18 protein-coding genes are annotated in these 26247 nt (G+C 70.4%); 8 read left to right on the plus strand and 10 right to left on the minus strand.

Annotated features, from left to right (window positions below; genetic code table 11):
* The first annotated feature begins 73 nt into the window (after positions 1-73).
* Together ACZ4TV_RS16280 and ACZ4TV_RS16285 are read left to right on the plus strand one after the other, a co-directional pair.
* Entirely contained in the window at positions 74-3172 is a 3099-nt protein-coding gene (locus ACZ4TV_RS16280; RefSeq protein WP_468135202.1) for a TIM-barrel domain-containing protein, read from the plus strand.
* 161 nt (positions 3173-3333) lie between these two features.
* Complete coding sequence (locus tag ACZ4TV_RS16285) at positions 3334-3831, plus strand: ATP-binding protein (protein WP_468135052.1); 498 nt, start codon at positions 3334-3336, stop codon at positions 3829-3831.
* 50 nt (positions 3832-3881) lie between these two features.
* Here the strand turns inward: ACZ4TV_RS16285 and ACZ4TV_RS16290 are convergent, their stop codons facing one another.
* The 4 genes from ACZ4TV_RS16290 to araD form a co-directional block, all read right to left on the minus strand.
* Positions 3882-7634 carry a tetratricopeptide repeat protein gene (locus ACZ4TV_RS16290; RefSeq protein WP_468135054.1) on the minus strand — a complete coding sequence of 1251 codons (3753 nt, stop codon included), beginning with the start codon at positions 7632-7634 and terminating at the stop codon, positions 3882-3884.
* A gap of 192 nt (positions 7635-7826) precedes the next feature.
* Positions 7827-8129, minus strand: a complete 303-nt coding sequence (locus ACZ4TV_RS16295; protein ID WP_451491165.1) for a trypco2 family protein — start codon at positions 8127-8129, stop codon at positions 7827-7829.
* A gap of 425 nt (positions 8130-8554) precedes the next feature.
* Positions 8555-9211 carry a TetR/AcrR family transcriptional regulator gene (locus ACZ4TV_RS16300; protein ID WP_468135056.1) on the minus strand — a complete coding sequence of 219 codons (657 nt, stop codon included), beginning with the start codon at positions 9209-9211 and terminating at the stop codon, positions 8555-8557.
* Positions 9212-9263: 52 nt separating this feature from the next.
* Positions 9264-9986, minus strand: coding sequence for an L-ribulose-5-phosphate 4-epimerase AraD (araD, locus tag ACZ4TV_RS16305; protein WP_468135058.1), 723 nt, complete (start codon positions 9984-9986; stop codon positions 9264-9266).
* A 390-nt stretch (positions 9987-10376) separates the two neighbouring features.
* Between araD and ACZ4TV_RS16310 the strand changes: the two genes are divergently transcribed.
* On the plus strand, positions 10377-11399 hold the full coding sequence (locus ACZ4TV_RS16310) for a LacI family DNA-binding transcriptional regulator (protein WP_468135204.1): 1023 nt from the start codon (positions 10377-10379) through the stop codon (positions 11397-11399).
* A 233-nt stretch (positions 11400-11632) separates the two neighbouring features.
* Here ACZ4TV_RS16310 and yjfF read toward each other — a convergent pair whose 3' ends face one another.
* The 4 genes from yjfF to ACZ4TV_RS16330 form a co-directional block, all read right to left on the minus strand.
* On the minus strand, positions 11633-12655 hold the full coding sequence (gene yjfF / locus ACZ4TV_RS16315) for a galactofuranose ABC transporter, permease protein YjfF (protein ID WP_468135060.1): 1023 nt from the start codon (positions 12653-12655) through the stop codon (positions 11633-11635).
* A complete protein-coding gene (locus ACZ4TV_RS16320) occupies positions 12652-13764 on the minus strand; it encodes an ABC transporter permease (RefSeq protein ID WP_468135062.1) in 1113 nt (370 codons plus the stop codon). The genes yjfF and ACZ4TV_RS16320 overlap by 4 nt, the downstream gene beginning before the upstream one ends.
* On the minus strand, positions 13761-15320 hold the full coding sequence (locus ACZ4TV_RS16325) for a sugar ABC transporter ATP-binding protein (protein ID WP_468135064.1): 1560 nt from the start codon (positions 15318-15320) through the stop codon (positions 13761-13763). Before ACZ4TV_RS16325 ends, ACZ4TV_RS16320 begins: the two co-directional genes overlap by 4 nt.
* 103 nt (positions 15321-15423) lie before the next feature.
* Positions 15424-16422: an ABC transporter substrate-binding protein gene (locus ACZ4TV_RS16330; protein WP_468135066.1), complete on the minus strand. Its 999-nt coding sequence runs from the start codon at positions 16420-16422 to the stop codon at positions 15424-15426.
* A 244-nt stretch (positions 16423-16666) separates the two neighbouring features.
* On the opposite strand from ACZ4TV_RS16330, the gene araB reads away from it, so the two are divergent.
* Positions 16667-18367: a ribulokinase gene (gene araB / locus ACZ4TV_RS16335; RefSeq protein ID WP_468135068.1), complete on the plus strand. Its 1701-nt coding sequence runs from the start codon at positions 16667-16669 to the stop codon at positions 18365-18367.
* A 70-nt stretch (positions 18368-18437) separates the two neighbouring features.
* The gene (gene araA / locus ACZ4TV_RS16340) at positions 18438-19949 is read left to right on the plus strand and encodes an L-arabinose isomerase (protein ID WP_468135070.1); all 1512 of its coding nucleotides are present in this window, start codon (positions 18438-18440) and stop codon (positions 19947-19949) included.
* A gap of 307 nt (positions 19950-20256) precedes the next feature.
* On the opposite strand, the gene ACZ4TV_RS16345 is transcribed toward araA, so the two are convergent.
* Entirely contained in the window at positions 20257-21741 is a 1485-nt protein-coding gene (locus ACZ4TV_RS16345) for an RICIN domain-containing protein (protein ID WP_468135206.1), read from the minus strand.
* Between the two features lie 276 nt (positions 21742-22017).
* Here ACZ4TV_RS16345 and ACZ4TV_RS16350 point away from each other — a divergent pair, with 276 nt between their 5' ends.
* The 3 genes from ACZ4TV_RS16350 to ACZ4TV_RS16360 all read left to right on the plus strand — a co-directional run bounded on the left by ACZ4TV_RS16350 (position 22018) and on the right by ACZ4TV_RS16360 (position 25402).
* A complete protein-coding gene (locus tag ACZ4TV_RS16350; RefSeq protein WP_468135072.1) occupies positions 22018-23079 on the plus strand; it encodes a PucR family transcriptional regulator in 1062 nt (353 codons plus the stop codon).
* Between the two features lie 213 nt (positions 23080-23292).
* On the plus strand, positions 23293-23802 hold the full coding sequence (locus ACZ4TV_RS16355; protein ID WP_468135074.1) for a hypothetical protein: 510 nt from the start codon (positions 23293-23295) through the stop codon (positions 23800-23802).
* Between the two features lie 76 nt (positions 23803-23878).
* The gene (locus ACZ4TV_RS16360) at positions 23879-25402 is read left to right on the plus strand and encodes a flotillin family protein (protein ID WP_468135076.1); all 1524 of its coding nucleotides are present in this window, start codon (positions 23879-23881) and stop codon (positions 25400-25402) included.
* A 98-nt stretch (positions 25403-25500) separates the two neighbouring features.
* Here the strand turns inward: ACZ4TV_RS16360 and ACZ4TV_RS16365 are convergent, their stop codons facing one another.
* Positions 25501-26169, minus strand: coding sequence for an ArsR/SmtB family transcription factor (locus ACZ4TV_RS16365; protein ID WP_468135078.1), 669 nt, complete (start codon positions 26167-26169; stop codon positions 25501-25503).
* Positions 26170-26247: the final 78 nt, after the last annotated feature.

The following is a 26247-nucleotide window of genomic DNA, read 5'->3' on the forward strand; positions in this document are numbered from 1 at the left end:
CGTACGAATCAGAGGCAGAGGCAGAGGTAGAGGCAGAGGCGGGCGACCAGCCGTCCTCGGCCTGGTGGCGGCCATGGTCGCGGCGCTCTTCTCGGTGGTGGGCCCGGCGTCGCCGGCGGCCGCGGCGACCGCGGGCGACGCCACCGGGGTCAGCCAGTCCGGGAACACCGTCACGATCAGTACGTCGACGGCGGCGAAGGCCCGGATCACGCTCGCCCGGCAGGACATCTTCCGGATATGGCTGTCGCCGAACGGCGGCTTCACCGACGATCCGGCGGGCAACGCCCTCGCGATCGACACCGACTTCGGTGCCGTGACCACGAGCGTCACGGACGCGGGCGCCTACTACCGGATCAGCACCCCGGCCCTGAACATACGAGTCAACAAGTCCCCGCTGCGGTTCTCCGTCTACCGCGCCGACAACTCCACGCTGGTGTGGGCGGAGTCCCAGCCCATGTCGTGGACGGGTACGCAGACCAGCCAGTACCTCGCCCAGGGCACGGACGAGCAGTTCTACGGCACCGGTCTGCGGCTCGGCGAGTGGGCCCTGCGCGGCAAGACCGTCCCCATCTCCGGCAGCAACAAGTGGCTGGAGAACCACAACGCGAGCCCCGCGCCCTTCTACATATCGACCAACAACTACGGCGTGATGCGCAACACCTGGGCCCCGGGCACGTACACCTTCGGCGCGCCGGGCACGTTCACGCACAACGAGAACCGCTTCGACGCCTGGTACTTCGTCGGCGACTCCCTCAAGGGCGTCCTCGACTCGTACACCGACGTCAGCGGCAAGCCGTTCCTCGCCCCCCTCTGGGGCTTCGAGCTGGGCAACGCCGACTGCTGGAACGCCTCCAACCCCGACTACACCGGTGACCACGACCGGCTCCGTCACCAGACCACGAAGGACGTCCTCGGATACGCGACCGACGCCCGCGCCGCCGACATGCCCTCGGGCTGGTTCCTGCCCAACGACGGCTACGGCTGCGGCACTTCGGACCTGAAGGCGACCGTGGACGGCCTGAAGGCGAAGGGCTTCCAGACGGGCCTGTGGACCTCCACCGGTCTCGCGAACATCGACGACGAGGTCGGTGTCGCGGGCAGCCGTGGCGTCAAGACGGACGTCGCCTGGATCGGTCCCGGCTACAAGTACGCCTTCGACGGCGTGCAGCAGGCCGTGGACGGCATCGAGAAGAACTCCGACGCCCGCCGCTACGTCTGGACGGTCGACGGCTGGGCCGGCACCCAGCGCAACGCCATCGTCTGGACCGGCGACACCCCGGGCAACTGGGACGCCATGCGCTGGCACGTGCCCGCCGTCACCGGCGCGGGCCTCTCCGCCCTCAACTACGCCGCCGGCGACGTGGACGGCATCTTCCAGGGCAGTCCGAAGACATACGTCCGCGACCTCCAGTGGAAGGCCCTGACGCCCGTCTTCATGACGATGTCCGGCTGGGGCGCCACCAACCCGGAGGCCGGCTACCAGGACAAGCAGCCCTGGCGGTTCTCCGACCCGTACCTGTCCATCAACCGCAAGTACCTCAAGCTGAAGATGCGGCTCATGCCGTACTTCTACTCCATGAGCCGGGTGGCGACCGAGACCGGTACGCCGACGCTGCGGGCCATGGTCCTGGAGTACCCGAACGACCCGGTCGCGCGCGGCAACCAGACGAGTGGTCAGTTCATGTCCGGCGACTCGCTGCTGGTGGCTCCCGTCGTGACGGACACCACGAAGCGTGACGGCATCTACCTGCCCGCCGGCACGTGGACCGACTACTGGAGCGGCAAGACGTACAGCGGGCCGGGCTGGCTGAACGGCTACGACGCCCCGCTCGACCGGCTGCCGATGTTCGTCAAGGGCGGCGGAATCGTGCCGATGTGGCCGCAGATGAACCACACCGGCGAGAAGCCCGTCGACACCCTCACCTACGACGTGTACCCGCGCGGCTCGTCGACGTTCACGCTGTACGAGGACGACGGCATCACCCGCCAGTACCAGACCGGCGCGTACGCCAAGCAGAAGGTCGACGTCACCGCCCCGACCTCCGGCGCCGGCGACGTGAAGATCAGCGTCGGCGCGAGCACCGGCACCTACACGGGCAAGCCCGCCTCGCGCCGCTACGAGTTCACCGTCCACGCGGCCGCCGCCCCCGGCGGCGTCACCGTCGACGGTACGGCCCTGCCGGCAATGACGTCGAAGGCCGCGTACGACGCCGCCACGACCGGCTGGTACTTCGACCCGGCCGACCGCTCCGGCGCCCTGTGGGTCAAGACGGGCTCGAAGTCCGGCGCGTTCACGGTCACCGCGTCCGGTGTGACACTACTCCCGGCCGCCGAGGTCCCCGCCACCGGCGAGCCGCTCTCCAAGGCCGCCTGGAAGATCGCGTACACCGACAGCCAGGAGACCACGTCCGAGGACGGGGCCGCCGCCAACGCCATCGACGGCGACCCGGCCACCAAGTGGCACACCGCCTACTCCGGCGGCGCCGCCGCGCAGCTCCCCCACGAGGTCCAGATCGACCTCGGAGCTCGCTACGACGTGGACAGCCTGTCGTACCTGCCACGTCAGGACGGCGGAAGCAACGGCCGCATCGGGTCGTACGAGGTGTACGTCTCCGACACCACGGCGAGCTGGGGCAGCCCGGTCGCGACCGGGGTGTGGGCCGACAGCGCCACGGAGAAGAAGGCGTCCTTCGCCCCGAAGACGGGCCGCTACCTGCGGCTGAAGGCCCTCACCGAGGCGGGTGACAGCGGTCCGTGGACCAGTGCCGCCGAGATCTCCGCCACCGGCCGCGCGACGCCGCCGCCGGCGAACGCGACGCTGGTCAACGGGGCGTCGGGCACCTGCGTGGACCTGCCCTACAGCGCCTCCGCCCCGGGCACCGAACCCACGCTGTACACCTGCCACGGCAGCGCCAACCAGCGCTGGACATTCACCGCCGCCGGGGCCCTGACCGGCAAGGACGGCGTCTGCCTCGACGGCGCGGGCACCACGGTCGCCGTCCAGCCGTGCAACGGCTCGGCCGGCCAGAAGTGGCAGCTCGGCGCCCAGTCGACCGTCACCAGCGGCGGGCGCTGCCTCGCCCCGGTCGGGGCGGGCACGGCGAACGGCACGAAGCTGACGCTCGCCACCTGCTCGGGCACGGCGGCCCAGCGCTGGACGCCCACGGCCTGACGAGAACCACCTCCTGACCTGCGCCCCCGACCGGACATCGGCCGGGGGCGCAGCCATGGCACGAAAACCTAGACATCCAAAGTTTTCGCGCTTACCGTGGCATAACCGGCGGCTTCCCCGGCCGCCCCGCGCCCCGCCCCTCCCCGGCGCAAGGAGCCCCCATGTTCACCGCCACGCAGAGCACCCCCCTCGACTCCCCTGACCTCGTCCCCCTCCAGCCCGGCCTGCGCCTTCGGGACGAACGACGAGCCCTGTGCGTGATGCCCGCGACCACCGAGGCGGTGCCGCTGCTACGCCGCTTCGCCCGGGAGACGGCACGCCGCTGGGAACTTGGCGACGAGGCCGACGAGGCGCTCGGCGTCATCGCGACCGAGCTCGTCGCCAACGCCGTCCGGCACAGCGGTAGCCTCGACGTGGCGGTGCTGCTGACCACCACCGGGCGCACGGTGACCCTCCAGGTCCAGGACACCGGCAGGTGGCGCCCCCGACGCCCGCGCCTCCCCGGCGACGACGCCGCCGCGTGCTGCGGCCGGGGCCTGCGGCTGGTCCGTGCGTACGCCCTGGACTGCGCCATCGTCCGGACGGCACGCGGCACGCGGGTTGCGGTGACGCTGCACCCCGACACGGTGATCGAGCAGGCACCACCGGCGCCGGACTAGCGGGTGTCCGGCGTGAGGCGTCTGGGGCTTCCCGGAAGGCTCGAAACTGGTCAACTATGCGGACCAGGAGCGATCCCGTGCTCCCTGAGCCACACGCGGATCGCTTCCGCCTCATGCGAACGCCCCAGAGCATCCAGGAACTCCGCCTGTAGGTCCAGCATGGCAGGCAGTTCCGGGGGCACGCGATGGGTCACGGCGACTTGGCCGCGCCAGAACTCCACGACCTCCCCGGTGGCACGCAGCGCTCCGAGGGGATCCTTCTTCTTCCCCAGCAGCACGGCCAGGACGGACAGGGGCCGAACGAGGTCGCGCTCGTACGCGGCAGGATCGTCCCGCACCAGCCGACGGTAGATCTCCACCGCCTGCTCGGTCCTGGTGAGGGCTTGCGTCTGCTCCCCTGACTGCGCGAGGTAGGAACCAAGGTTGGTCAGCGACCGTGCGAACTCGGGTTCGTGCGTGGCGGGATCGTCCTGCACCAGCCGACGAAGGATCTCCGCCGCCTGCGCGGTGACGGCAAGGGCTTGGCCCAGGCCGCCTGCCTCCCTCGCCTTGACGCCGAGATCGATGAGCGAGGCCGCGAGGCGGGATTCGTACGCGGCAGGGTCGCGCTTCGCCAGACGATGGTAGATCTCCACCGCCTGCCCGTTGACGGCAAGGGCCTCCCCCTGCCGCCCGGACTCCTCCAGGCGCTCGTCGAGGCTGGTCAGCGACCGGGCGAGCTCTGGTTCGTGCGCGGCGGGATTGTCCTTGGCCAGCCGGCGGTAGATCTCCACCGCCTGCTCGGCGATGGTGAGGGCTTCGGTCTCGCTCCCCGCCTCCGCCAGATAAGCCCCGAGGTTCGTCAGCGACCGGGCGAGGTCGGGTTCGTACGCGGCGGAATTGTTCTTCGCCAACCGGCGAAGAATCTCTACCGCCTGCGCGGTGACGGCGAGGGCTTGGGGCTGCTGAGCGCCCTCATGCAACCAGATACCGAGATTCATGAGCGAGACAGCGAGCTGGGGCTCGTGCGCGGCAGGGTTGTCCTGCGCCAGCCGGCGAAGGATCTCCACGGCCCGCTCGGTGATGGTGAGCGCGTCTTCCTGCTGCCCGGACCGCGCCAGCCAGATGCCGGCATTCGTCAGCGAGAGAGCGAGGCGGGGTTCGTAGGCAGCAGGATTGTCCTTCGCCAGCCGATGAAAGATCTCCACCGCCTGCGCGGTGACGGACAAGGCTTCGGTCAGGCCTCCGAGTTCCCCCGCCCGGCTGCCGAAGTTCGTCAGCGAGCCGGCGAAGTCGGGCTCGAACGCGGCAGGGTTGACCCTCGCGAGGCGTCGGTAGATCTCCACCGCCTGCCCGGTGACGACGAAGGCGGCGGTCGTCCGGCCCAGCTGCGCCAGGTGAACGCCCAGGTTGGGCAGTGACCGGGCGAGTTCAGGCTCGTATGGCGTGGGGTTGTCCTTCGCCAGCCGACGAAGAACCGCCACGCCGTGCTCGGTGATCGTGACAGCGTCGGTCAGCCGGCCCATGCCCGCCAGCCGGTTGCCGAGATTGATGAGGGAGGCGGCGAGGGGGGGTTCGTGCGCGGCGGGGTGGTCCTTCGCCAGATGGCGGTAGATCTCCACCGCTTGCTCGGTGACGGTCAAGGCTTCGCCTGGCCGGCCCATGACCGCCAGGTGGTTGCCGAAGGTGGTCAGCGAGCGGGCGAGGTCGGGTTCGTGCGCGGCGGGGTCGTCTTTCGCCAGCCGACGGTAGATCTCCACCGCCTGCTCGGCCATGGTGAGGGCGTCCGTCTGCTCACCCACCTGCGCCAGGTGGAGGCTGTAGTTGGTCAGCGACCGGGCGAGCTCGGGTGCGTGCGCGACAGGATCGTGCCGCGCGATCTGCCGATCGGCTTGCACGAGGGCGGCGTTGAGCCGTACCGCGAGGCCGTCGGTGATGCGAGAAGGGTACGGCAGGGCAGCGGTCGCCGTCTGGACTGCCTGGTAGGCGAGAGGGACTCGGTCCAGGGCGGCGGAGAAGGCGTCCAGAAGGAGTTCGCTGCCAGTGACACGGCCGGCGTTGTAGTGGCCGGTGGCGGCGCGCGCCAGGACGATGATGATCTGCGCCTGTTGTCCGGGTGCGGCCGCGCTCAGAAGAGCGGGCAGGCTGAGCTGATCGTCGGCGAGGACGCGTGAGGCGTGGTACTCGGCGATACGGTCGGGCTGGAGGGAACCCCAGAAGCGGTCGAGATCGGCCGGGTACAGCTTGGACAGCCAATGGACGATGCCTGCGGCTCTGTCGGCGGGCAGGCCAGGGACCGTCTCGATGACGGAGGCAGCCTCTTCCTCGCTGGCGGCTCCGCACAGCGCGGCGGCGGCGACCGCCGCGGCGAGGGCCCGGGTCGGCAGGTTCAGCTTGTAGGCGGGGGCGTCGGCGCTGGTCTCCCAGAAGCGTTCCTCGTGGGATAGCAGGATTTCTTCCGCCGGGGTTCCAGGTGCGCTGACGGTGGGGGCCGGACCCTGCTGCAACAGAGTGACCAGGGCGGTCATGTGCAGCGTGAGTGCGTTGTCGTAGCGGGGATGCTTCAGGTCGTCGGGCGGCTGAAGGGCTTCGGCCAGGGCCGCCCAGTCGTGTGCGGGAACGGTGGGCACGCGGGGCAGCAGGCGCGCGAAGTCCTTCGCGGCCTGCGTGAACGCGCTCAGACGCCCCTGGTCGGGCTCGTTGCGGGGGGTCAGCGGGGCGAGCGGAGCGACGAGAGCCGCGGTCAGCCGGGTGCGTACGGCAGGGGCGGCGTTGAGCGCGTCGGTACGCCACTCCCCATCGGAGCGGGCCAGCAACAGGACGCGCACACGGTGGCGGGAGCGGTGCAGCTGGGCGATCAGGCGCCGGACCAGACGGGGGCGGGTCTCGGCGTAGTCGACGACGACGAGCAGAGGCAGCGCCGTGGCGAGCGCGGAGAAGTCCGGTGAGGCGTCGTGGTCGGTGAGCTCCGAGCGCAGGTGCCCGGCAGCCCACCCCCGGCGGCTGAGGATGGCGGTGAGACGGCGGGCCAGGCGGGTCTTGCCCTGACCGCCGGGCCCGGTCGTCACCCACACCGAAAGGGCGGCCGGCCCGCTCTCACACCACGTGCGCAGGGCGGCGAGTTCGTCGTCGCGGCCGTGGAACGCGACGGCTTCGGCGTCCGCGCGCAGCAGCGCGGCCGGCGAGTTCAGGTCCCGGTCGGATGCGGCCGGGGCGAGCAAGGCGGCCGCTTCGACCAGTTCCAGGTCCGGTTCCCAGTCGGTGTGCTCGGTGATCAGTGCGCGGAAGTCGTCGTCGGCCAAGAGCTCGGCGGCCGGGGTGGCGGTCAAGCGCGTGCCGCCGTCGGCCCGCCGGTCCCGGCGTACGACTCCGCACAGCAAGTCCCCGGTCAAGGGGTCGTCGCTGAGAACGGCGGCCCCCGACATCCCCGACCAACGGCTGCCCGCCCCGCCGGCCGACGGCATGGTAGGGGCGATGCTGACGATCTCGTAGTGGCCGGCGAGGAGTCCGGTACCAGGCACGATGTGTCCGGTCAGCTGCTCGTCCAAGCGGCGCCCGTCCCGGGGGTCCTTCTGCATACGGGGAAAGCCCACCAGCGTGACCGGGTACGGGCGCGTGCCGATCAGGCGGCCGAACCGCTGGGGCGGCCGAGTGAGCAGATCGGCAAGCGAGTCCGGTGAAGGCCACCCGTGACCGTCGTCGACTTCGATCAGCGCGGCATCCACCGCCTCGTCCTTGCGCCGCCAGCGCACGGTCGCGGGAGACTCCCCCCGTCCCGTGTCCGGACGGGACACCGTCACCGCCCCCTGGCCTGCGTCGGCCATGCCGTCAAGCACATGAGCGGCTGTCAGCGCCAGGCGCGGCGCCAGCAGATAGCCTGAACCCAGCGCCCTCTGATTCGTGCCGGCCTTACGAACCCGGATCTGCACCCGGCGGTCGAACTCCACACGCCCCCCACGCTCATCACTGCACGGTGCACCGATCCCGACCCCGACCCCGTCCCCTGGCCGGGGGGGCTACTCCACGTCGCTGATCTCGATGTCGCCGCCGTCCGGCGCATGCGCCTTCAGCTGCACCGTCACCGTGTGGGTCGCCCGGTCCCCCGACTCCTTCTTGGCGCCCAGACTGACGACGCTGAACCGCAGCCCCCCATCCGCCCCCTGGGTACGCGACAGCTCCATGCCCAACTCGAGCGTGATCTCCCCCAGCGTGAACAACAGCCCCTTGTCACCGCCCCCCGTACCACCAGGACTGGCGATCCGCTGCTGCGCCTCAGCGACCTGATCCCGCAACAGCGTGATCGCGTCCGCCAGATCCATCCACTCCTGCTCCCCACCACGAGCATTGCCCATCGCCATCCCCCGTCCCGCCCCACGCTCCTGCCCCACGGCAGGAGCACACCTGCTTACTTCTCCCTGCGCCCCCGGCTGAAACCCGCCACGACCGCGCCGTCCCCGCGCATCTCGGGCGACGCGCCCCGGTCGGAGCCACGGGAGTCGGCGCTGGCCTTATATGCGGGGACTGATAGCTCCGTTGGAGCGGAAGAACGGCCGCGCCGCGCGAGGACGCGGCCGGCGGGGAGGCGATGCCCGCGGTGCGGGCGCGGATCACTGCGGCCCGGCGTACGGACCACACCTGCAGTGGCGCGGCATCGCCACCCCTTACGACAAGACCGCCCAGTCCTACGAAGCAGCCGTCACCTTCGCATCACTCCTGATGTGGGCGTGACATTTGACGACGGAACCTAGGACGCCGGGGCGCCCCCGCCCCCCGACCCCGACCCCGACTCCGGTTCCCGCTCCCGCTGCCGGTCCAGCACCTCCAGGAGCACGTCCCGCAGCCGGCCGATGTCCCCGGCCATGTCGATCGACGGCTCCAGCAGCCACTGGAGCTGCAGGCCGTCCGTCGCGGCCAGCAGGATCCGGGCGGCCCAGTCGGCATCGGCGTCCGACACCGGCCCCTTGGATGCGAGCCCCGGCGGCGGCCCCCCGGGCAGCAGAGCCGCGATCTGAAGCCGCAGGCCGCGATAGCGCTCCGTGAAGAACGTGTGCCCGGGGTGATCCGGATCGGCGGAGGCCGCGGCGATGTCCAGGAACAGCTTGACCAGCCCGGGTGTGGCCGCGTTCCGGGCCAGCAACTCCGTCCGCCAGAGGACGGTCTCCGGCGTGTACACCTCGGCCGCGGCGGTGTCGCGGGCCTCGATCACAGCCGTCAGCAGCGCCTCACGGCTCCCGAAGTGGTGCAGTACGCCCGCGTCGGTCATCCCCACCCGCTGGGCGATGTCCCGCACGGACACGCCCCGGCTGCCCGCCTCGGCATAGGCCGCGAGAGCGGCGTCGAGGATCTCCTGCCGCTTCGCGGCGGTCTTGGCGTACGGGCCCCGGGGGCGTCGTGTGGTCACCCGAGCAATGTAGCCACGGACCCATGGAGGAAAACCTCGCACCCCTACATTTTCAACTGGTGTTGCCGTAATAGGCGTCCGGTCCGTGCTTACGGGTGAAGTGCCGCTCCAGCAGATGCCTCGGTGGTTCGGAGGCGTGCCCGAGGCGGGACCCCAGCGCCAGCGTGTGCAGCGCCATCTCCGCCACGGCCTCGCAGACGATGGCGTTCTCCAGCGCAGCCTTCGCGGTGGCGCCCCAGGTGAAGGGGCCGTGTCGTGAGACGAGCGCTCCGGGGACCCCGTCGGCCCGACGGGGGTCCCCGTCGAGCCGGGCAACGATCACCTGCCCGGTGTTGTACTCGTAGTCCTGCGCGCACTGCTCCGCGGTGAGGTCCGCCGTCACGGGGACGGGGCCGTTGAAGGTGTCGGCGTGTGTCGTGCCGAGCACGGGGATCGGGCGGCGTGCCTGGGCGAAGGCGACGGCATGCGCCGAGTGCGTGTGGGTGACGCCGCCGATGGAGGGAAAGGCCAGGTAGAGGCACCGATGGGTTTCGGTGTCGGTGGACGGCCTGAGGCGGCCGTCGACGACTCGCCCGTCCTCCAGTGCCACCGCCACCAGGTCCTCCTCGGTGAGGTCGGCGTAGGAGACCCCGGACGGCTTGATGACGAAGACGCCGGCGTCTCGGTCCACTCCGCTGACGTTTCCCCAGGTGAGGGTGGCCAGACCGGCCTCCGGGATGCGCAGGTTGGCCGCGAGGACCTCGCGACGGAGGTCCTTGAGGATGGTCTCGCTCACTACGCTCTCACCGTCTTTCCGACATGCGCGCGGCGGCTTCCTGGGACCGGCGTCCGGCAGGCCCCGCAGTCGCGCATGAGTGGGCTGGACTGATGGGGCCGCGCCAGGCGGCGCGGCTGCACGACCGCAGCAGCCCCGAGTGCAGTAGCCCCGAGGACAGATTGTGAGCGTTAACAAGCAGAAACCTCAAGAGGTGAGCGCAGATTCCTCCCCACAGCGCGCGGCGATCGCTGCATAATGTGAGCGCCAACATCGATACCCCGTCGACCATCTCCCGCTCGGTCCGAGATGTGTGCGGGGCGCGGCTGGTTCGGTACCTTGAGGGAAGGCCGCTCGACGAGGAAAGGAAGAGAGTTGACCCAGCTCCCAGACGTCTCGCGAGCGCCCACGATGACGGACGTCGCGCGCGTCGCCGGCGTGTCCCATCAGACCGTTTCACGGGTGCTCAGCGACCACCCGAACGTCAGCGCCAAGACCCGGGCCGCGGTGACACAGGTCATCGAGCAACTGGGGTACCGCCGTAACTCGGCAGCCCGGGCTCTGGCCACTCGCCGGACCCACACGCTGGGCGTCATCGCGGTGAACACCACGCTGCACGGGCCCGCCAGCACCGTGGCGGGAGTTCAAGAAGCGGCTCGGGACCGCGGCTATCTGACGTCCGCCGTCACGCTGCGGACAGCCACGCAGACAGCCCTCGCCGAAGCCATGCAGCACCTCGCCGGATGGGGCGTGGAGGGGATCGTCGCCGTCACTCCCCAACGCGACGCGGTGAGGGCCCTGGCGGCCTTGGAAGCACCGTGCCCGGTGGTCACCGTGGAGGGCGGTCACACCCTGGACCTGCCAGGGGTGTCGCTGGACCAGAACCTCGGCGCTCGCATGATCACGGAACATCTTCTCGCGTCGGGCCACGCCACCGTGTGGCATGTCGCGGGCCCTCCCGACTGGCTGGAGAGCGAGGCCCGCACGCAGGGGTGGGAGGACGCGCTACGAGAGGCCGGCGCCGAGGTACCACCCCTGCTGCGCGGCGACTGGAGTCCGCTGTCGGGATACCAGGCCGGTCAGCAGCTCGCGGGTCGGGTCAGGGCGTCACGAGGGCGGGGAACGGGCCTCACCGCGGTGTTCGTCGCCAACGACCAGATGGCCCTCGGCGTTCTACGGGCCTTGCGGGAAGCGGGGTTGCGCACGCCGGAGGACGTGGCGGTCGCCGGCTTCGACGACATCCCCGAGGCGGAGTTCTTCCCACCCCCGCTGACGACGATCCGTCAGGACTTCGCCTCGATCGGCCGCGACAGCATCGGGCTGCTCCTCGACCACATCGAAGGCCGGACTGACGAGTCGACGCACCTGGTGGTGGCGCCCGAGCTCATCGTGCGCGCCAGTACGGCCCGCAGGAGCCCTCCCCGCGGGGAGTGACCCCCACCGCCCAGGGTTTGCCCCCGCCCCGTGGGGAGCCGGGCCCCGTGGGGAGCCGGGCCCCGGGACGCGTCGGGGCCCCCGTGCAGGGTGGTATGCCCGTTGTCCTGGGTGGCAAGCCGGTGGGTGACGCCGACGACAGCGGTACGGCAGGGTCAGGGAATGGAGGCGGGCGCCGCGCGTGTGGATCTTCGCGCGGGCCCGGCCGGGGGAAGCCGCACGGGAACCGGGAGTCAGTCGGCGGCGGGGCGGCGTCCACTCATCAGACGTTGCAGCACGATGAACACGAGCAGCAGGGCGCCGATGACGATCCGGGTCCACCAGGAGCTGAGCGTGCCCTGGAAGTTGACGACCGTCTGGATCATGCCCAGAACGAGCACGCCGAGGGCGGTGCCCAGGACGAAGCCGGAACCTCCGGTCAGCAGCGTGCCGCCGATCACGGTGGCGGCGATCGCGTCGAGTTCCATGCCCATGGCGTGGAGGGCGTAGCCGGAGAGCATGTAGAAGGTCAGCAGCAGGCCGCCGAGCGCGGAGCACAGGCCGCTGACCGCGTATACGGCGATCTTGGTGGAGCCCACCGGAAGACCCATCAGGCGCGCGGAGGACTCATTGCCGCCCAGCGCGTACACGTTGCGGCCGAAGCGCGTGTGGTGCAGTACGACGAAGGCGATCACCAGCACGGCCAGGGCGATGACCACGGGGATCGAGACGAACAGTCCCCCCGGCCCGTACAGCCGGGTCTGCGCGATTCCCGCCGTGGTGGGATCGCTGATCGTGATGGATTCGGTGCTGATCGTGTAGCAGAGCCCGCGGGCGAGGAACATGCCGGCCAGGGTGACGATGAACGGCTGGATCTCGAAGGTGTGGATGATCCAGCCCATGAGCGCCCCGCTCGCGGCGCCGACCAGCAGGACCAGGGGAACGACGGTGGCCAGGGGCCAGCCGTGCGACTCGACCATCCAGGCGGTGAGCATGGTCGACAGGGCCACCATGGAGCCGACGGACAGATCGATGCCGCCGGTGAGGATGACGAAGGTCGCCCCGACCGCGACGACCAGCAGGAATCCGTTGTCGATCAGCAGGTTCAGTACGACTTGCGCGGAGAGGAAGCCCTCGTAGCGCACCGATCCGACGCTGAACATGACGACCAGCAGGACGGCCGTGACGATCAGTGGGATACGGGTGCGGGTGCGCGGGGACACGGTCGCGAAGGGGCGGGTGAGTTGCGCGGCGGCGCTCGCGATGCCGGTACTCATGCGCGTACCTCCTGCTGCTGCGGGGCGGCGCCCGCCGTGGTGTGGGATCGGGGAGTGGTTGTCCTGCGGCGGCGCAGGACCTTGGCCCGGAAGACCGGGGACTGCACGAGGCAGACGACGATGACGACGAATGCCTTGAAGACGAGGGTGGTCTCGGGTGGGACGCCGAGCGTGTAGACGGTGGTGGACAGGGTCTGGATGATCAGGGCACCCAGGACGGTGCCGCCGAGGGTGAAGCGTCCGCCGGTCAGGGCGGTGCCGCCGACGACGACGGCGAGGATCGCGTCGAGTTCGATCCACAGACCGGCGTTGTTGCCGTCGGCGCTGGAGACGTTGGAACTGATCATCAGCCCGGCGACGGCGGCGCACAGCGCGCTGAAGACGTAGACCAGGGCGAGCAGACCGCCGGCGCGGATGCCGACCAGGCGGCTGGCGGCGGGGTTGCCGCCTACGGACTCGATCAGCATGCCGAGTGCGCTGCGACGGGTGATGAAGGCGGTGAGCGCGACGAGGGCGGTTGCCAAGAGGACGGCGAACGGGAAGGTCAGCCAGTAGCCGCCTCCGATCATCTTGTAGGGGCCGCTGGTCACCGTGATGATCTGGCCGTCGGTGATCAGCTGGGCGACGCCGCGGCCCGCGACCATGAGGATCAAAGTGGCCACGATGGGCTGCACGCCCAGCCCGGACACGAGGAAGCCGTTGGCGAGGCCCAGTACGAGGGCGACGCCGAGCGCGAGGGCGACGGCCGTGAGCATGGTGGCGACGCTGCCGGGATGTGCGGCGGTGGAGATGTGCCCACAGGCGAGGGCACCGGCGATGGCGACGGTGGAACCCACCGAGAGGTCGATGCCGCGGGTGGCGATGACGAGGGTCATGCCGAGCGCCACCAGGGTGAGGGGCGCGCCGAATTGGAGGATGTCGATGAGGCTGCCGTAGAGGTGGCCGTCGCGTATGCGGACGGAGAAGAAGTCGTGGTGGAACGCGAGGTTGCCGAGGAGCAGAGCGAGCAGGATGAGCGTCGGCCACAGCAGGCGGTGGCCGGCCAGTCGTCTCCCGATTCCGCCGACCGCCGTGGACTTGGACTTGGACCTGGCGGGCTGGGGGGTCATGAGTCCGCTCCCGTGGCGATCGTCGTGAGGATGCGTTCGGGCGTGACGCTGTCGTCGTTCGTGAGGGTGGCCACCATGCGGTGGTCGCGGAGCACGGCGATGTGGTGGCTCAGGCGCAGGACCTCTTCGAGTTCCGCCGAGATGAACAGCACGGCGGTGCCTTCGCTCGCCAGGCAGGCCACGAGTTTCTGGATCTCCGCCTTGGCCCCGATGTCGATGCCCCGGGTGGGTTCGTCGAGGATCAGGAGCCGGGGTGCGGTCAGCAGCCAACGCGCGAGGAGGACTTTCTGCTGGTTGCCCCCGCTGAGGTGGCGTACCTGCGCTTCGGGGTCGGCGGGGCGGATGTCCAGGGCTTCGATCCAGTGCCGTGCCAGTTCGTCCTGTTTCGCACGGGCCAGCGGCCTGGTCCAGCCGCGGGCGGCCTGCAGAGCGAGGATGACGTTCTCGCGGACCGTGAGCTCGCCCACCAGTCCCTCGGACTTGCGGTTCTCGGAGCAGAACGCGATGCCTCGGGCGATGGCGTGGCGGGGGGTGCGCAGGAGTACCCTCTCGCCCTCGATGCTCACTTCTCCGGCGTCCGCGCTGTCCGCGCCGAACAGGAGGCGTGCCACCTCGGTGCGGCCCGATCCCAGGAGGCCGGCCAGTCCGATGACCTCGCCGGCATGGATGTCGAGGTCGTACGGTTCGATCGAGCCGGTGCGGGTCAGTTGTCGTGCCCGGAGGAAGGGCTCGCTGGTCGCCCGTTCGGCCGCTTGCTCGTGGGCGCGGTCGGACAGCTGGTCGAGGGTGGCCAGTTCCCCGCCGATCATGCGCTGCACCAACGTCACCGGTGTGAGTTCGCCGATGGGGTACTCGCCTTCCAGGCGGCCGTTGCGCAGGATGGTCACGCGGTCGCAGAGATCGAATACCTGGTCGAGGAAGTGCGTGACGAACAGGATGGCCACACCGCGGTCCCGCAGGCGCCGCACCAGCGTGAAGAGCTGGGCTACCTCCTCGCGATCCAGGCTGGAGGTGGGTTCGTCCAGCACGAGCACCTTCGCCGAGACGTCCACCGCCCGGACGATGGCGACGAGCTGCTGCACCGCCAGGGAGTGCGAACCGAGCAGACCGGTGACGTCCAGGTCGAGGTCCAGTTCCGTCAGCAGCTCTGCCGCCCGCTGGCGCATCGCGGACCAGTGGATGAGACCGAACCGGCGCGGTTCGCGCCCGATGAGGATGTTCTCGGCGACCGAGATGTTCGGGCAGAGGTTGACCTCCTGGTAGACGGTGCTGATGCCGGCCTGCTGCGCCTGGAGGGGGCCTGCGAACGTGTGAGGCCGGCCGTCGACGAGGATGGTGCCGCCGTCGGCGGGGTGGACACCGGTGAGCACCTTGATCAAGGTGGACTTCCCGGCGCCGTTCTCGCCCATCAGGGCGTGCACCTCACCGGGGAAGAGCCGCAGGGCGACTCCGTCGAGGGCGAGCACGCCCGGGAACTGCTTGCGGATGTCCTGGGCTTCCAGGACCGGCCGCGGGCCGCAGGCGTCCGTGGGCCGCGGGGTGGACGGGGATGCCATCCGCCCTCCTCTCGTGGGTGGGGTGGTGGAGCGCGCTCCGGACGGTGAAGGAAGTGAAGGAGGCACCGGTGCCGGGCCTCCTCCGGCACCGGAACGTGCTCTTTCAGTAGTTCCGGGACGGCAGCGCGGCCGCGGCCTTGTCCTGCGGGAAGACGCCCTCCTCGGTCTCCACACGAGTCGGCACGGCCTCCCCGGCCGCGACCTTCTTGGTCAGCTCCATCAGCTGGTCACCGAGCAGCGGGTTGCACTCCACCACGACGTTGATCTTGCCCTCGGTCATCGCGACGAAGGCGTCCTTGATTCCGTCCACCGAGATCACCTTGATGTCCGTCCCGGGCTTCTTGCCGGACTCCTCGATGGCCTGGATGGCGCCGAGGGCCATGTCGTCGTTGTGGGCGTAGAGGACGTCGATGTCGTTCTGGGACTTCAGGAACGCCTGCATGACTTCCTTGCCCTTGGCGCGGGTGAAGTCGCCCGACTGCGAGGCAACGATCTTGAACTTGCCGTCGGCGCGGATGACGTCGGCGAAGCCCGCCTTGCGGTCGTTGGCGGGCGCTGAGCCCGTGGTGCCCTGGAGCTCGACGATGTTGACCGGGCCCTGCTCGTTGGCGTACGCGCCGGTCAGCCACTCGCCCGCGGACTTGCCCTCCTTGACGAAGTCCGAGCCCAGGAAGGTCTTGTAGAGGGAGGTGTCCTTGGTGTCCACGGCGCGGTCGGTGAGGATGACCGGGATGCCCGCGTCCTTGGCCTCCTTCAGCACCGTGTCCCAACCGGACTCCACGACCGGCGAGAAGGCGATGACGTCGACCTTCTGCTGGATGAAGTTGCGGATCGCCTTGATCTGGTTCTCCTGCTTCTGCTGCGCGTCGGAGAACTTGAGGGTGATCCCGGCCTTCTTCGCCGCCTCCTGGACCGACTTGGTATTGGCGGTACGCCAACCGCTCTCGGCGCCGACCTGGGCGAAGCCGAGCGTGATCGTGCCGTCGGAGCCACCCTTGGCTCCCGAGGGGGCGCCGGAGGCGGGGCCCTCGGTCGAGCAGGCGGTCAACGCCGAGGAGGCGAGAAGGGCGGCGGCGAGGACGAGAGCTGCTCTGCGAGCCATATCGAGTGTCCTTTTTACTAGGAGTCCCAGGAGTGCTGTCGCATTGTGAGCGCTAACAAGCCAGCTTCTCAACCCCCTTGCGCGCGTTACCTGCCCGTTACCGCGTCGGGTGCCGGGGCCTCACATACGACCCACCCGCGACCTCTTGCCTATCGGCATTGTTAGCGCTCACACTGCATGGCACTGCGGTAACTTCGCCTGCCGGGCCGCCTGCCGCCCCACGGCTCCTTCGAAAGGCACGCTGTTGACATCACCCCATCCCCACGCGCCCACCCCGCATTCCGAGGAATCGGAGCAGGAGCAGTACACGGTCGGCGTCGACTTCGGCACGCTGTCGGGCCGCGCCGTGGTGGTGCGGGTTCGCGACGGTCAGGAGTTGGCCGCGGCGGTCCACCCCTACCGGCACGGCGTCATCGACCGGCACCTGCCGCACGGCGGTGCCTGGCTGCCTCCGGACTGGGCCCTGCAACACCCCCAGGACTGGCGGGACGTACTGCGTCACGCCGTCCCGGAGGCCGTGGCGGCGGCCGGGGTCGATCCTGCCGCAGTGATCGGCATCGCCACCGACTTCACCGCGTGCACCGTCCTGCCCACGCTGGCCGACGGGACCCCGCTCGCCGAGACAGAGCTCGCCGGACGCCCGCACGCGTGGCCCAAGCTGTGGAAGCACCACGCGGCCCAGTCGCATGCCGACCGCATCAACGAACTCGCCCACGCCCGCGGGGAGAAGTGGATCGCCCGCTACGGCGGCAGGATCTCCGCCGAGTGGCAGTTCGCGAAGGCCCTCCAGGTCCTGGAGGAGGATCCGCTCGTCTACGAGACCTGCGCGCGGTGGATCGAGGCCGCCGACTGGATCGTCTGGCAGCTCACCGGAACGGAGTCCCGCAACGCCTGCACGGCCGGATACAAGGGCATCCACCAGGACGGCGCCTACCCGAGCGAGGAGTACCTGGCCGCGCTGAACCCCCGGTTCGCCGACTTCGCACGTACCCGCCTCGAATTCCCCCTCTCCGCGCTGGGCTCACGCGTGGGCTCGCTCAGTACCGAGGCAGCGGCTTGGACAGGGCTGCGCCCGGGCATCGCCGTGGCCGCGGGCAACGTCGACGCCCATGTCACCGCGGCGGCGGCCCAGGCCGTCGAGGACGGTCAACTGCTCGCCATCATGGGCACCTCCACCTGCCACGTCGTGAACGCGCCCGTCCTCGCCGATGTCCCCGGCATCTGCGGTGTCGTGGGCGGTGGGATCGTCGAGGGAACCTACGGCTACGAGGCCGGCCAGAGCGCGGTCGGCGACATCTTCGCCTGGGTACTGGACCAGGGCGTCCCGTCGGACTACCTCGCCGAGGCCGCCGACCGCGGCGAGGACCTGCACACCCTGCTGACCCGGAAAGCCGCCCGACAGCCGGTCGGCGGCCACGGACTGGTCGCCCTCGACTGGCTGAACGGCAACCGTTCGGTCCTCGTCGACCACCACCTATCCGGAGTCGTCGTGGGTCTCACCCTCGCGACCCGCCCCGAGGACGTCTACCGCGCGCTGCTCGAAGCCACCGCGTTCGGCACCCGCGTCATCGTGGAGGCCCTGGAGGCGGGCGGCGTACCGGTGCACGAGTTCATCGTCGCCGGCGGACTGGCCAAGAACGAACTGCTGATGCAGATCTACTCCGACGTGCTGCGCCGCCCCGTCTCCCTCGCCGCGTCCGACCAGGGGCCCGCCCTGGGGTCGGCCATCCACGCCGCCGTAGCCGCCGGCGCGCACACCGACGTACGAACGGCCACCGCCGCCATGGGCCGCCGACGGCCTGCCGTCTACACGCCCGACGCCTCCCGGGCCGACGCCTACGACGCCCTCTTCGCCGAGTACCGGCTCCTGCACGACCACTTCGGCACCGGCGGCCTGCTGCACCGCCTGAGGAACATCCGCGACACGACCCACGCCGCGGGCTGATCCCGCCCCGCTGTCCCCACCCGCCCGCCGCCCTCACCACCATCGCGGGACGTCACCTTCAGGAGCCCATGTGCCCAGCCAAACATCCCCCGTCCAGGAGATCTGGTTCCTCACCGGCAGCCAAGGCCTGTACGGGGAGGAAACGCTGAAGCAGGTCGCCGAACAGTCGCGGCAGATCGCCATCGCGCTGGCCGACGCCTCCGGCATTCCCGCGCGCGTGGCGTGGAAGCCGGTACTGACGGACGCCGGCGCCATCCGCCGGGTGTGCCTCGACGCGAACACCGACGACCGGTGCATCGGGCTCATCGCCTGGATGCACACCTTCTCGCCGGCCAAGATGTGGATCGCCGGACTGGACGCGCTGCGCAAGCCGTTGCTGCATCTCCACACCCAGTCGAACGTGGCCCTGCCCTGGGACACCATCGACATGGACTTCATGAACCTCAACCAAGCCGCCCACGGAGACCGCGAGTTCGGGCACGTCCAGGCCCGTGTCGGCGTACCCCGCAAGACCGTGGCCGGCCACGTCACCGATCCGGTGACGACCGCACGCGTCGCGATCTGGGCGCGGGCGGCCGCCGCACGATCCGAGCTGGCCACCCTCAAGGTCGCCCGCTTCGGCGACAACATGCGCGACGTGGCCGTCACCGAGGGCGACAAGGTCGAGGCCCAGCTGCGCTTCGGCGTCTCCGTCAACACCTACGGCGTCAACGACCTGGTGGAGGTCGTCGACAGCGCGGACGAGACCGAGGTGACCTCCCTCGTCAAGGAGTACGAGGACCTGTACCACCTGACGCCGGAACTGCGGCCGGGAGGCGAACGGCACGACGCGCTGCGTTACGCGGCCCGCATCGAAGCCGGCCTGCGCACCTTCCTCGAAACGGGCGGCTTCGGCGCCTTCACCACCAACTTCGAGGACCTGGGCGGACTGCGCCAGCTGCCCGGCCTCGCGGTCCAGCGGCTCATGGCCCAGGGGCACGGCTTCGGAGGAGAGGGCGACTGGAAGACCGCCGTCCTGCTGCGCGCCCTCAAGGTGGCCGCCACCGGCCTCCCGGGCGGCACCTCCTTCATGGAGGACTACACCTACGACCTGACACCCGGCAACCAGCTCATCCTCGGCGCACACATGCTGGAGGTCTGCCCCACCCTCGCGGCCGCCAGGCCCAGCTGCGAGATCCACCCCCTCGGGATCGGCGGGCGGGAGGACCCGGTGCGCCTGGTGTTCGACGCCGCCCCCGGCCCGGCCGTGGTGGTCGGCCTCGCCGACCTCGGCGACCGCTTCCGCCTGATCGCCAACGACATCGACGTGGTGGCACCCCCTTACCCCCTGCCCGCCCTGCCCGTCGCCCGCGCGGTCTGGCGGCCCCACCCCGACCTGCGGACCTCCACCGAATCCTGGCTGACGGCCGGAGGACCGCACCACACCGTCCTCAGCACCGCCCTCACCTCCGACCACCTCGACGACCTGGCGGAAATGCTCCGCCTGGAACTCGTCCTCATCGACGAGACCACCACCCCGAAGCAGTTCCGGCGCGATCTCCGTTGGAACCAGGCGTACTACCGGCTGGCACGGGGACTGTGAACCAGTCGAAGCCCACACCGTTCCGCGCAGCCTGGCACCGGCCGACCGGCCCCGACGCCTGTCACCACCGGCCCCGTCCGCCAGCAGGACCCGACGACCCGGGGACGCAGCGAACGTGACGCGACGGCTCGAAGGCGGCCCGGCGCCTCCACCGCCCTGGGAGCCCAGACCGTCCTCTGGGACGACAACGGCACCAACGACCACCTGTGGCGGTTCATCTGACCCGGCGTCGGCAAGACGATCCGGTGCGCGCAGGCCCTCCCGTAGGGGTGTCTCGCTCTTGCCGATCACGCCGGGCTCGCGGCCGTCACCAGCCTGTCGGCAGACCGGCGAGGAACGAGGTGAGGCGGTCGGCGATGAGTCGGTCGTCATGGGCGGAGTAGTGCCAGTCGCAGCCGAGGAAGTCCAGGCCCGAGTCGTCGAGGAACCAGTAGCGGACCCCGCTGTCGCCGGCGTCGTTGCGGGCCTTGACCACCTGCTGGACATGGCCGGCGTACTGGCTGGCGCCGACTGCCACGATGGTCGTCCCGGCCCCGTAGCGCGTGCGCAGCTTCTGGAGGAAGTCGCCGTAGGCGCTGCGGTAGTCGGCCGCAAGGCTGTCGGGCGTCCACGGCTCACCGGGGTTGACCGCGGTCGAGAAGTCGTTGGTGCCGAGGTTGACCACCACGAGCTGGGGGCGCCAGGTGCCCGGGTTCTGCCAGACGTCGCCGGACACGTTCAACAGGGCACGGTCGTAGAAGTTCCGGTACGTGACGTCCGGCGAGCCTCCGTTGAAGTTGCGTACCATGCCGAGGCCCGAATAGCCGTTGAGCTGGTAGTCGGCATCCAGCTGCCGGGCGGTGAGGGCGCCGTAGCTCACATCGGAGTTGGTGTTCCGCTTGATCTGGTCCCAGGTGCAGGTGCGGGAGGTCGAGAGGTTGCCGTAGCCCACCGTGAGGGAGTCGCCGATGAACTCGATCTGACGGCTGCGGGCCGTCGGTTTGCCCAGTACGGCACCGCCGGGCGCGGCCAGGAAGCCCCCGAACGTACTGGTGTCCCCCGGGCTGTCGTTGCGCTTGACGAGCCGGACGGTGTGCTCACGGTTCTGCAGCCCGTTGATCCAGTGCGTGGTGTCGCCGGGCGTGACGAGCGTGGCGACGGTGGCTCCGTCGACCTGGACGTCGTAATCGGCGGCCGAGTCGTTGAGCACGATGCCCACGCCGGTGCCCCTGACGCGGCCCTCGAAGTACACGCCGGGCCAGCTGTACTGCACCGTGTTCCCGGCGTCCTTGACCCGCCCCGCGGTGTGCACCTGCGCCGGCACTCCCGTCGCGCGGACCAGTTGCCACTGCTGGTGGGCCCCGCCCCGGTCGGCGTACTGCACGACCTTGGCGCCGTCCGCGGTGGAGGCGTTCCGGACCTCGACGGCCTTGCCGCTGTTGCGGTTGATCAGCCGGACGTAACCGTCCGGCGAGTCCGCCAGCCGGAACTGCTGGTTGACGCCGCCCGTATCGCTCCACTGCACGATGTCCGCGTGGTCCGCGGTGGAGTAGTCGTAGACGTCCAGCACCTTGCCCGAGTGCTGCGCCTTCAGCCGGTAGTGGCCGCCACCCGAGTCGACGAACTGGAACCGCTGGTCGGCCCCGTCATGACGGGCCCACTGCGACAGCGCCGCCCCGTCGGCAGTACTCCCTCCCGACACGTCGAGCGCCTTGCCGCTGCCACGATTCACCAGCACGTACCACACGCCCGTATCCACGGTGGCCGCCCGCGCCGTCCCGGCGGCGTCAGCTCCGGTCAGGAGCGCCGCCATCAAGGCGGTCGCCGCGGCGAGCACTCCCGTACGCCTCCCGCGTCCCCACCACCACCGCGTGCTCAATGTCATAGGCATGCCATCGCTCTGCATCCGTGTCCCTTCACTGAGCGAAGCATCGCGCTGAAGCCGAACGTCGTGCAACCGACGCAGGTCCGGTTCGCTCGCCCGGCACGGATCGCGGGGCGAGGCCGTTGGCGGCGTCCTTCGTTGCCCGTGTCACCCTGGTCCCCGCGGCAAGAACACGCCATGACGCGTCGAGATCGGGGGAAACGCGTGACGGACCAGGAAGCACCGGCGAACCATCTGGCGGGGCACGCCGAAAGTTTGGGCGAGGCCTGTGCCACGGGACGCCGGCTGACCCGCGCCGAACTCGATTCCCGCCGCGCCATGGGGGAACAGGCGGCCGAGGACGGACTCGGCCTCCGCGGGTTGATCCGGGAGCATCTGGCCGCGTCGCAGGATGTCCTCGCGACGGTCCCGTACAAGGCGGCGGGTTCCCTCCTGGCGGCGGTCGAGCAGGCGGTGGACGCCTTCGTGGAGGGGTACGAGCGTGCCCAGTATCAGGCGGTCCGTCAGGAGGAGGCGCAGCGCCGCGAGTTCATCGACGATCTGCTCTACGGGCGCAGCGATCTGGGGAGGCTGGCGGAGCGGGCGGAGCGGTTCGGGCTGCGCTTGTCCCAGGCTCATGCGGTGGCCGTGGCCAGCGGCCCGGAGCCGTACGGGGACGGGTATCCGGTGGCCCGTGGCATCGAGTCGGCGGTGCTGACCCGGTTCGCGGGCCGGCAGATCCTGCTGACCACGAAGGACGGCCGGCTGATCTGCGTGGCCCCCGGCGACCAGCCGGACGTTCTCGCCTTCTTCGCGAAGCAGGCGTACGCGGCCACCGATGGCGGCAAGGTGGCCATAGGCCGCTCACACCCAGGCGCCGGCGGCGTGGTCCACTCGTACGAGGAGGCTCTCAACGCGCTTGACCTGGCTGAGCGGATAGGCCTGGACGGGCCGGTACTGCACGCCGCGGATCTGCTGGTCTACCAGGTCCTGACGCGGGACCGGCAAGCGATGGCCGACCTGGTGGACAGCGTGCTGGGCCCGCTCCGTAAAGGGCGCGGTGGCGCCCAGCCCTTCATCGACACCCTCACCGCGTACTTCGACAGCGGCTGCGTGGCGACCGAGGCCGCACGTCGGCTGTCGCTGAGCGTGCGGGCGCTGACCTACCGGCTGGAGCGGATCCACGGCCTCACCGGCGCCGACCCGGCCGACCCCGTGAACCGCTACACGCTCCAGACGGCAGTGATCGGCGCCCGCCTGCTGGGCTGGCCCGACGCCGACGCCTGAGCGAGCGGGTGCGTTCCTCCGGGTCGCGCGGTACTCCCGGACGCAGCGGCACGTGCCACGGTCCGGCGGCGTTCCGTACCTACCGAAACCAATGCCCGGCCTGTGCGTCAAAGCGCCGTAAAGATTGCCGGAGGCTGGCAATGTGTGCAGGCCCTTCCCGCTGAAACGATGCCGTTGTCCAGCGAGGGCGGCAGTGCGACAGCGGAGGTGCTCATGGGCTTGTTTCTGAGTCTCGGCATCGGGGGGATCGTGCTGTTGGCCGCCTCGCTGGTGTTCGACGGGTTCGTCGACGGCGCTTTCGACGGCGTTCTCGACGGCCTGTTCGACGGCTGGCTGTCGCTTCCGGTGATCGCGGGCTTCGTCTCGATGCTCGGTTTCACGGGGGCGATCGTGCTCGGGTCCACCGGACTCGGGCCGGGAGCGGCAGCCGCCGCGGGAGCAGTGGCCGGGTCCGGAGCGGGCTGGCTGGCTTGGCGGCTGAGCCGGACGCTGCTGGGAGATCGCAGCGCAGCCGCCCCCCGCCAGGACGACCTCCTCGGAACCACCGGAACGGTCGTCACCGCCATCCCCGCCGACGGGTACGGCGAGGTCCTGCTCCGGCTGGCCGGCCAGCCCGTGAAGTACGCCGCGCGGGCCGATGCCGCGCTGACCCGGGGCGCCGAAGTGTGGGTGACGGCCGCACCGTCCGCCACCTCGGTCACGGTCCGCGCCGTAGAGCGCTGACCCTGATCCGTTCCTTCCGCGCAACCCAGCCCAACCGTCATCGATCTGCCGCTTCGGAGGCAGGAGGGGGACCCTCGTGAGTCCAGTCGTCACAGCGGTCGTCGGAGTGGTCGTACTCCTCGTTCTGCTCGCCCTCGTGGTGGTCACCCGTTACAAGGTCGCGGGCCCCAGCGAGGCTTTCATCATCACCGGACGCCGCGGCAAGAGCTCCACCGATCCGGAGACGGGGCGGATATCGACCGACAACACCGGCCAGAAGGTCGTGGTCGGCGGCGGGGTGTTCGTCGTCCCGTTCGTCCAGCAGCGCTACACCCTCGACCTCTCCAGCCGGCACATCCCGATCGCCGTACGGGGCGCGGTCACCCTGCGCGGTATCAAGGCCAACCTGGAGGGCGTGGCGATCGTCAAGGTCGGCGGGACCGAGGACGCCATCCGCGCCGCCGCCCAGCGGTTCCTGCAGCAGCAGGACGGCATCGTCGGCTTCACCCAGGAAGTCCTCTCCGGCGCGCTGCGCGCGATCGTCGGCCGCATGTCGGTCGAGGACATCATCCGGGATCGCGCCGCGTTCGCCGGGCAGGTCGCCGAGGAGGCCGAGGCCAGCCTGTCAGGGCAGGGCCTGGTCCTGGACGCCTTCCAGATCCAGGACATCACCACCGAGGGCTCCTACCTCGAGGACCTCGGACGCCCCGAGGCGGCCCGCGCCAGGCAGGAAGCCGACATCGCCGAGGCGAACTCCCGCCAGGCCGCCGAGCAGGCCCGCCTGAAGGCCGAAGAAGAAATCGCCGTCGCCCAGCGCACCCTTTACCTGCGCCAGGCCGAGATCAAGGCGGAGACCGACGCGGCGACCGCCCAGGCCAACGCCGCCGGACCCCTGGCCGACGCCGACCGGCAGCAGCAGATCCTCGCCGAGCAGGAGAAGGTCGCCGAACGCCAGGCGGCCCTGACCGACCGCCAGCTCGACACCCAGGTCCGCAAGCCCGCCGACGCCCGCCGCTACCAGGCGGAACAGGAAGCCGAAGCGCTCCGCGTCGCCCGCGTCAAGCAGGCCGAAGCCGAACGCCTCGCGGCCATCGCCGCCGCCCAGGGCGAAGCCGAACGGGCCCGCCTGACCGGTGAGGGCGAGAAGCAGCGCCGCTCCGCACTCGCCGAGGCCGAGGCCATCGAGGGCGCCAAGCGAGGGGAGGCCGAACGCGCCCGGCGCGCCGCCATCGCCGAGGCGGTACGCCTCGAGGGCGACGCGGAGGCCGCGGCCATCGCGGCCAAGGGCGCTGCCGAGGCGGAGGCCATGCAGAAGAAGGCGGACGCGTTCGCGAACTACGGCGACGCCGCGGTGATCCAGATGATGACCGAGGTACTCCCCCACGTCGTGGCCAAGGCCGCAGAACCGCTGTCCGCCATCGACAAGATGACCGTCATCTCCACCGACGGCGCGAGCAAGCTCTCCCGCACCGTCACCGACAACGTCGCCCAGGGCATGGAACTCCTCGCCTCCACCACCGGCGTCGACCTCGCCCAGCTCCTGGGAAGCCTCACCGCCGCGAAAACGTCCGCCATGCCCAGCACGACCACACCCGACGGCAAGATCGAAATCGCAGGCTAACTGAGCTGCTCACGCTTCCCTTGGGTGCCTGCCGGGGAGCAGGCACCCAAGGCGTGGGCGAACAGAGACTCAGAGGCGAAGGGAACGCGATGCAGGGATCATGCCGCGGCCCCGCTCCGCACCGGCAGCTCGGCCAGCCGCCACTCCAGCATCCCGTCGGTCAGCCGGACCGCCTTGCGGCCGTGGGCGTGCAGCACGCGTACGGCGTCGTAGGCAAGGACGCAGTAGGCCCCGCGACAGTAGGCGACCACCTCGGCGTCATCCGGCAACTCCGCGACCCTCTCGGCGAGTTCCGCGACCGGGATGGACAGGGCTCCAGGGATGTGTCCGGCGGCGTACTCCTCGGCCGGGCGGACGTCGAGGACGACGATCTCACCCGCCTCGGCACGGGCCAGCAGTTCCTCGCGGTCGACTTCCTCCGCCCCGTCGGTGCCCAGGTAGGCGGTACGGGCGGGCTCGACGCCCGCCTGATGAGTACGGGCGACCTGGCGCAGCAGCGCGTACAGGGCGGCGACGTCGTCGCCGGCGAGCCGGTAGTGGACGCGTACGCCGTCGCGGCGCGTGGCCACGAGTCCGGCCTGTTTGAGGGTCTGCAGGTGGGCCGAGGCGGTGGTCAAGTTCAGCCCGGCCGCCTTCGCGAGGGCGTCGACGGGGCGCTCGCCCTGGGCCAGCAGATCGAGCAGTTCCAGGCGCTTTCCACTGCTCAGCGCCTTGCCGGTACGGGCGAAGGCGTCGTACAGCGCGGCTTTGCGAGCCGGGTCTCCCATGGCTTCCTCCATCGTTCCATGGAATATTATAGCTAAGGGTGGTAGCCGAAGAGACGGACGGCACCCGGCATGACACCT

The sequence above is a fragment of the Streptomyces sp. NPDC028910 genome, from assembly GCF_055564955.1.

Excerpts from the sequence above, each read along its gene's own strand:
- ACZ4TV_RS16280 (WP_468135202.1), top strand. The coding sequence starts at position 74 with ATGGTCGCGGCGCTCTTCTCGGTGGTGGGCCCGGCGTCGCCGGCGGCC.
- ACZ4TV_RS16285 (WP_468135052.1), top strand. The coding sequence starts at position 3,334 with ATGTTCACCGCCACGCAGAGCACCCCCCTCGACTCCCCTGACCTCGTC.
- ACZ4TV_RS16290 (WP_468135054.1), bottom strand. The coding sequence starts at position 7,634 with ATGGCCGACGCAGGCCAGGGGGCGGTGACGGTGTCCCGTCCGGACACG.
- ACZ4TV_RS16295 (WP_451491165.1), bottom strand. The coding sequence starts at position 8,129 with ATGGATCTGGCGGACGCGATCACGCTGTTGCGGGATCAGGTCGCTGAG.
- ACZ4TV_RS16310 (WP_468135204.1), top strand. The coding sequence starts at position 10,377 with ATGACGGACGTCGCGCGCGTCGCCGGCGTGTCCCATCAGACCGTTTCA.
- yjfF (WP_468135060.1), bottom strand. The coding sequence starts at position 12,655 with ATGAGTACCGGCATCGCGAGCGCCGCCGCGCAACTCACCCGCCCCTTC.
- ACZ4TV_RS16320 (WP_468135062.1), bottom strand. The coding sequence starts at position 13,764 with ATGACCCCCCAGCCCGCCAGGTCCAAGTCCAAGTCCACGGCGGTCGGC.
- ACZ4TV_RS16325 (WP_468135064.1), bottom strand. The coding sequence starts at position 15,320 with ATGGCATCCCCGTCCACCCCGCGGCCCACGGACGCCTGCGGCCCGCGG.
- ACZ4TV_RS16330 (WP_468135066.1), bottom strand. The coding sequence starts at position 16,422 with ATGGCTCGCAGAGCAGCTCTCGTCCTCGCCGCCGCCCTTCTCGCCTCC.
- ACZ4TV_RS16345 (WP_468135206.1), bottom strand. The coding sequence starts at position 21,741 with ATGGCGGCGCTCCTGACCGGAGCTGACGCCGCCGGGACGGCGCGGGCG.
- ACZ4TV_RS16355 (WP_468135074.1), top strand. The coding sequence starts at position 23,293 with ATGGGCTTGTTTCTGAGTCTCGGCATCGGGGGGATCGTGCTGTTGGCC.
- ACZ4TV_RS16365 (WP_468135078.1), bottom strand. The coding sequence starts at position 26,169 with ATGGGAGACCCGGCTCGCAAAGCCGCGCTGTACGACGCCTTCGCCCGT.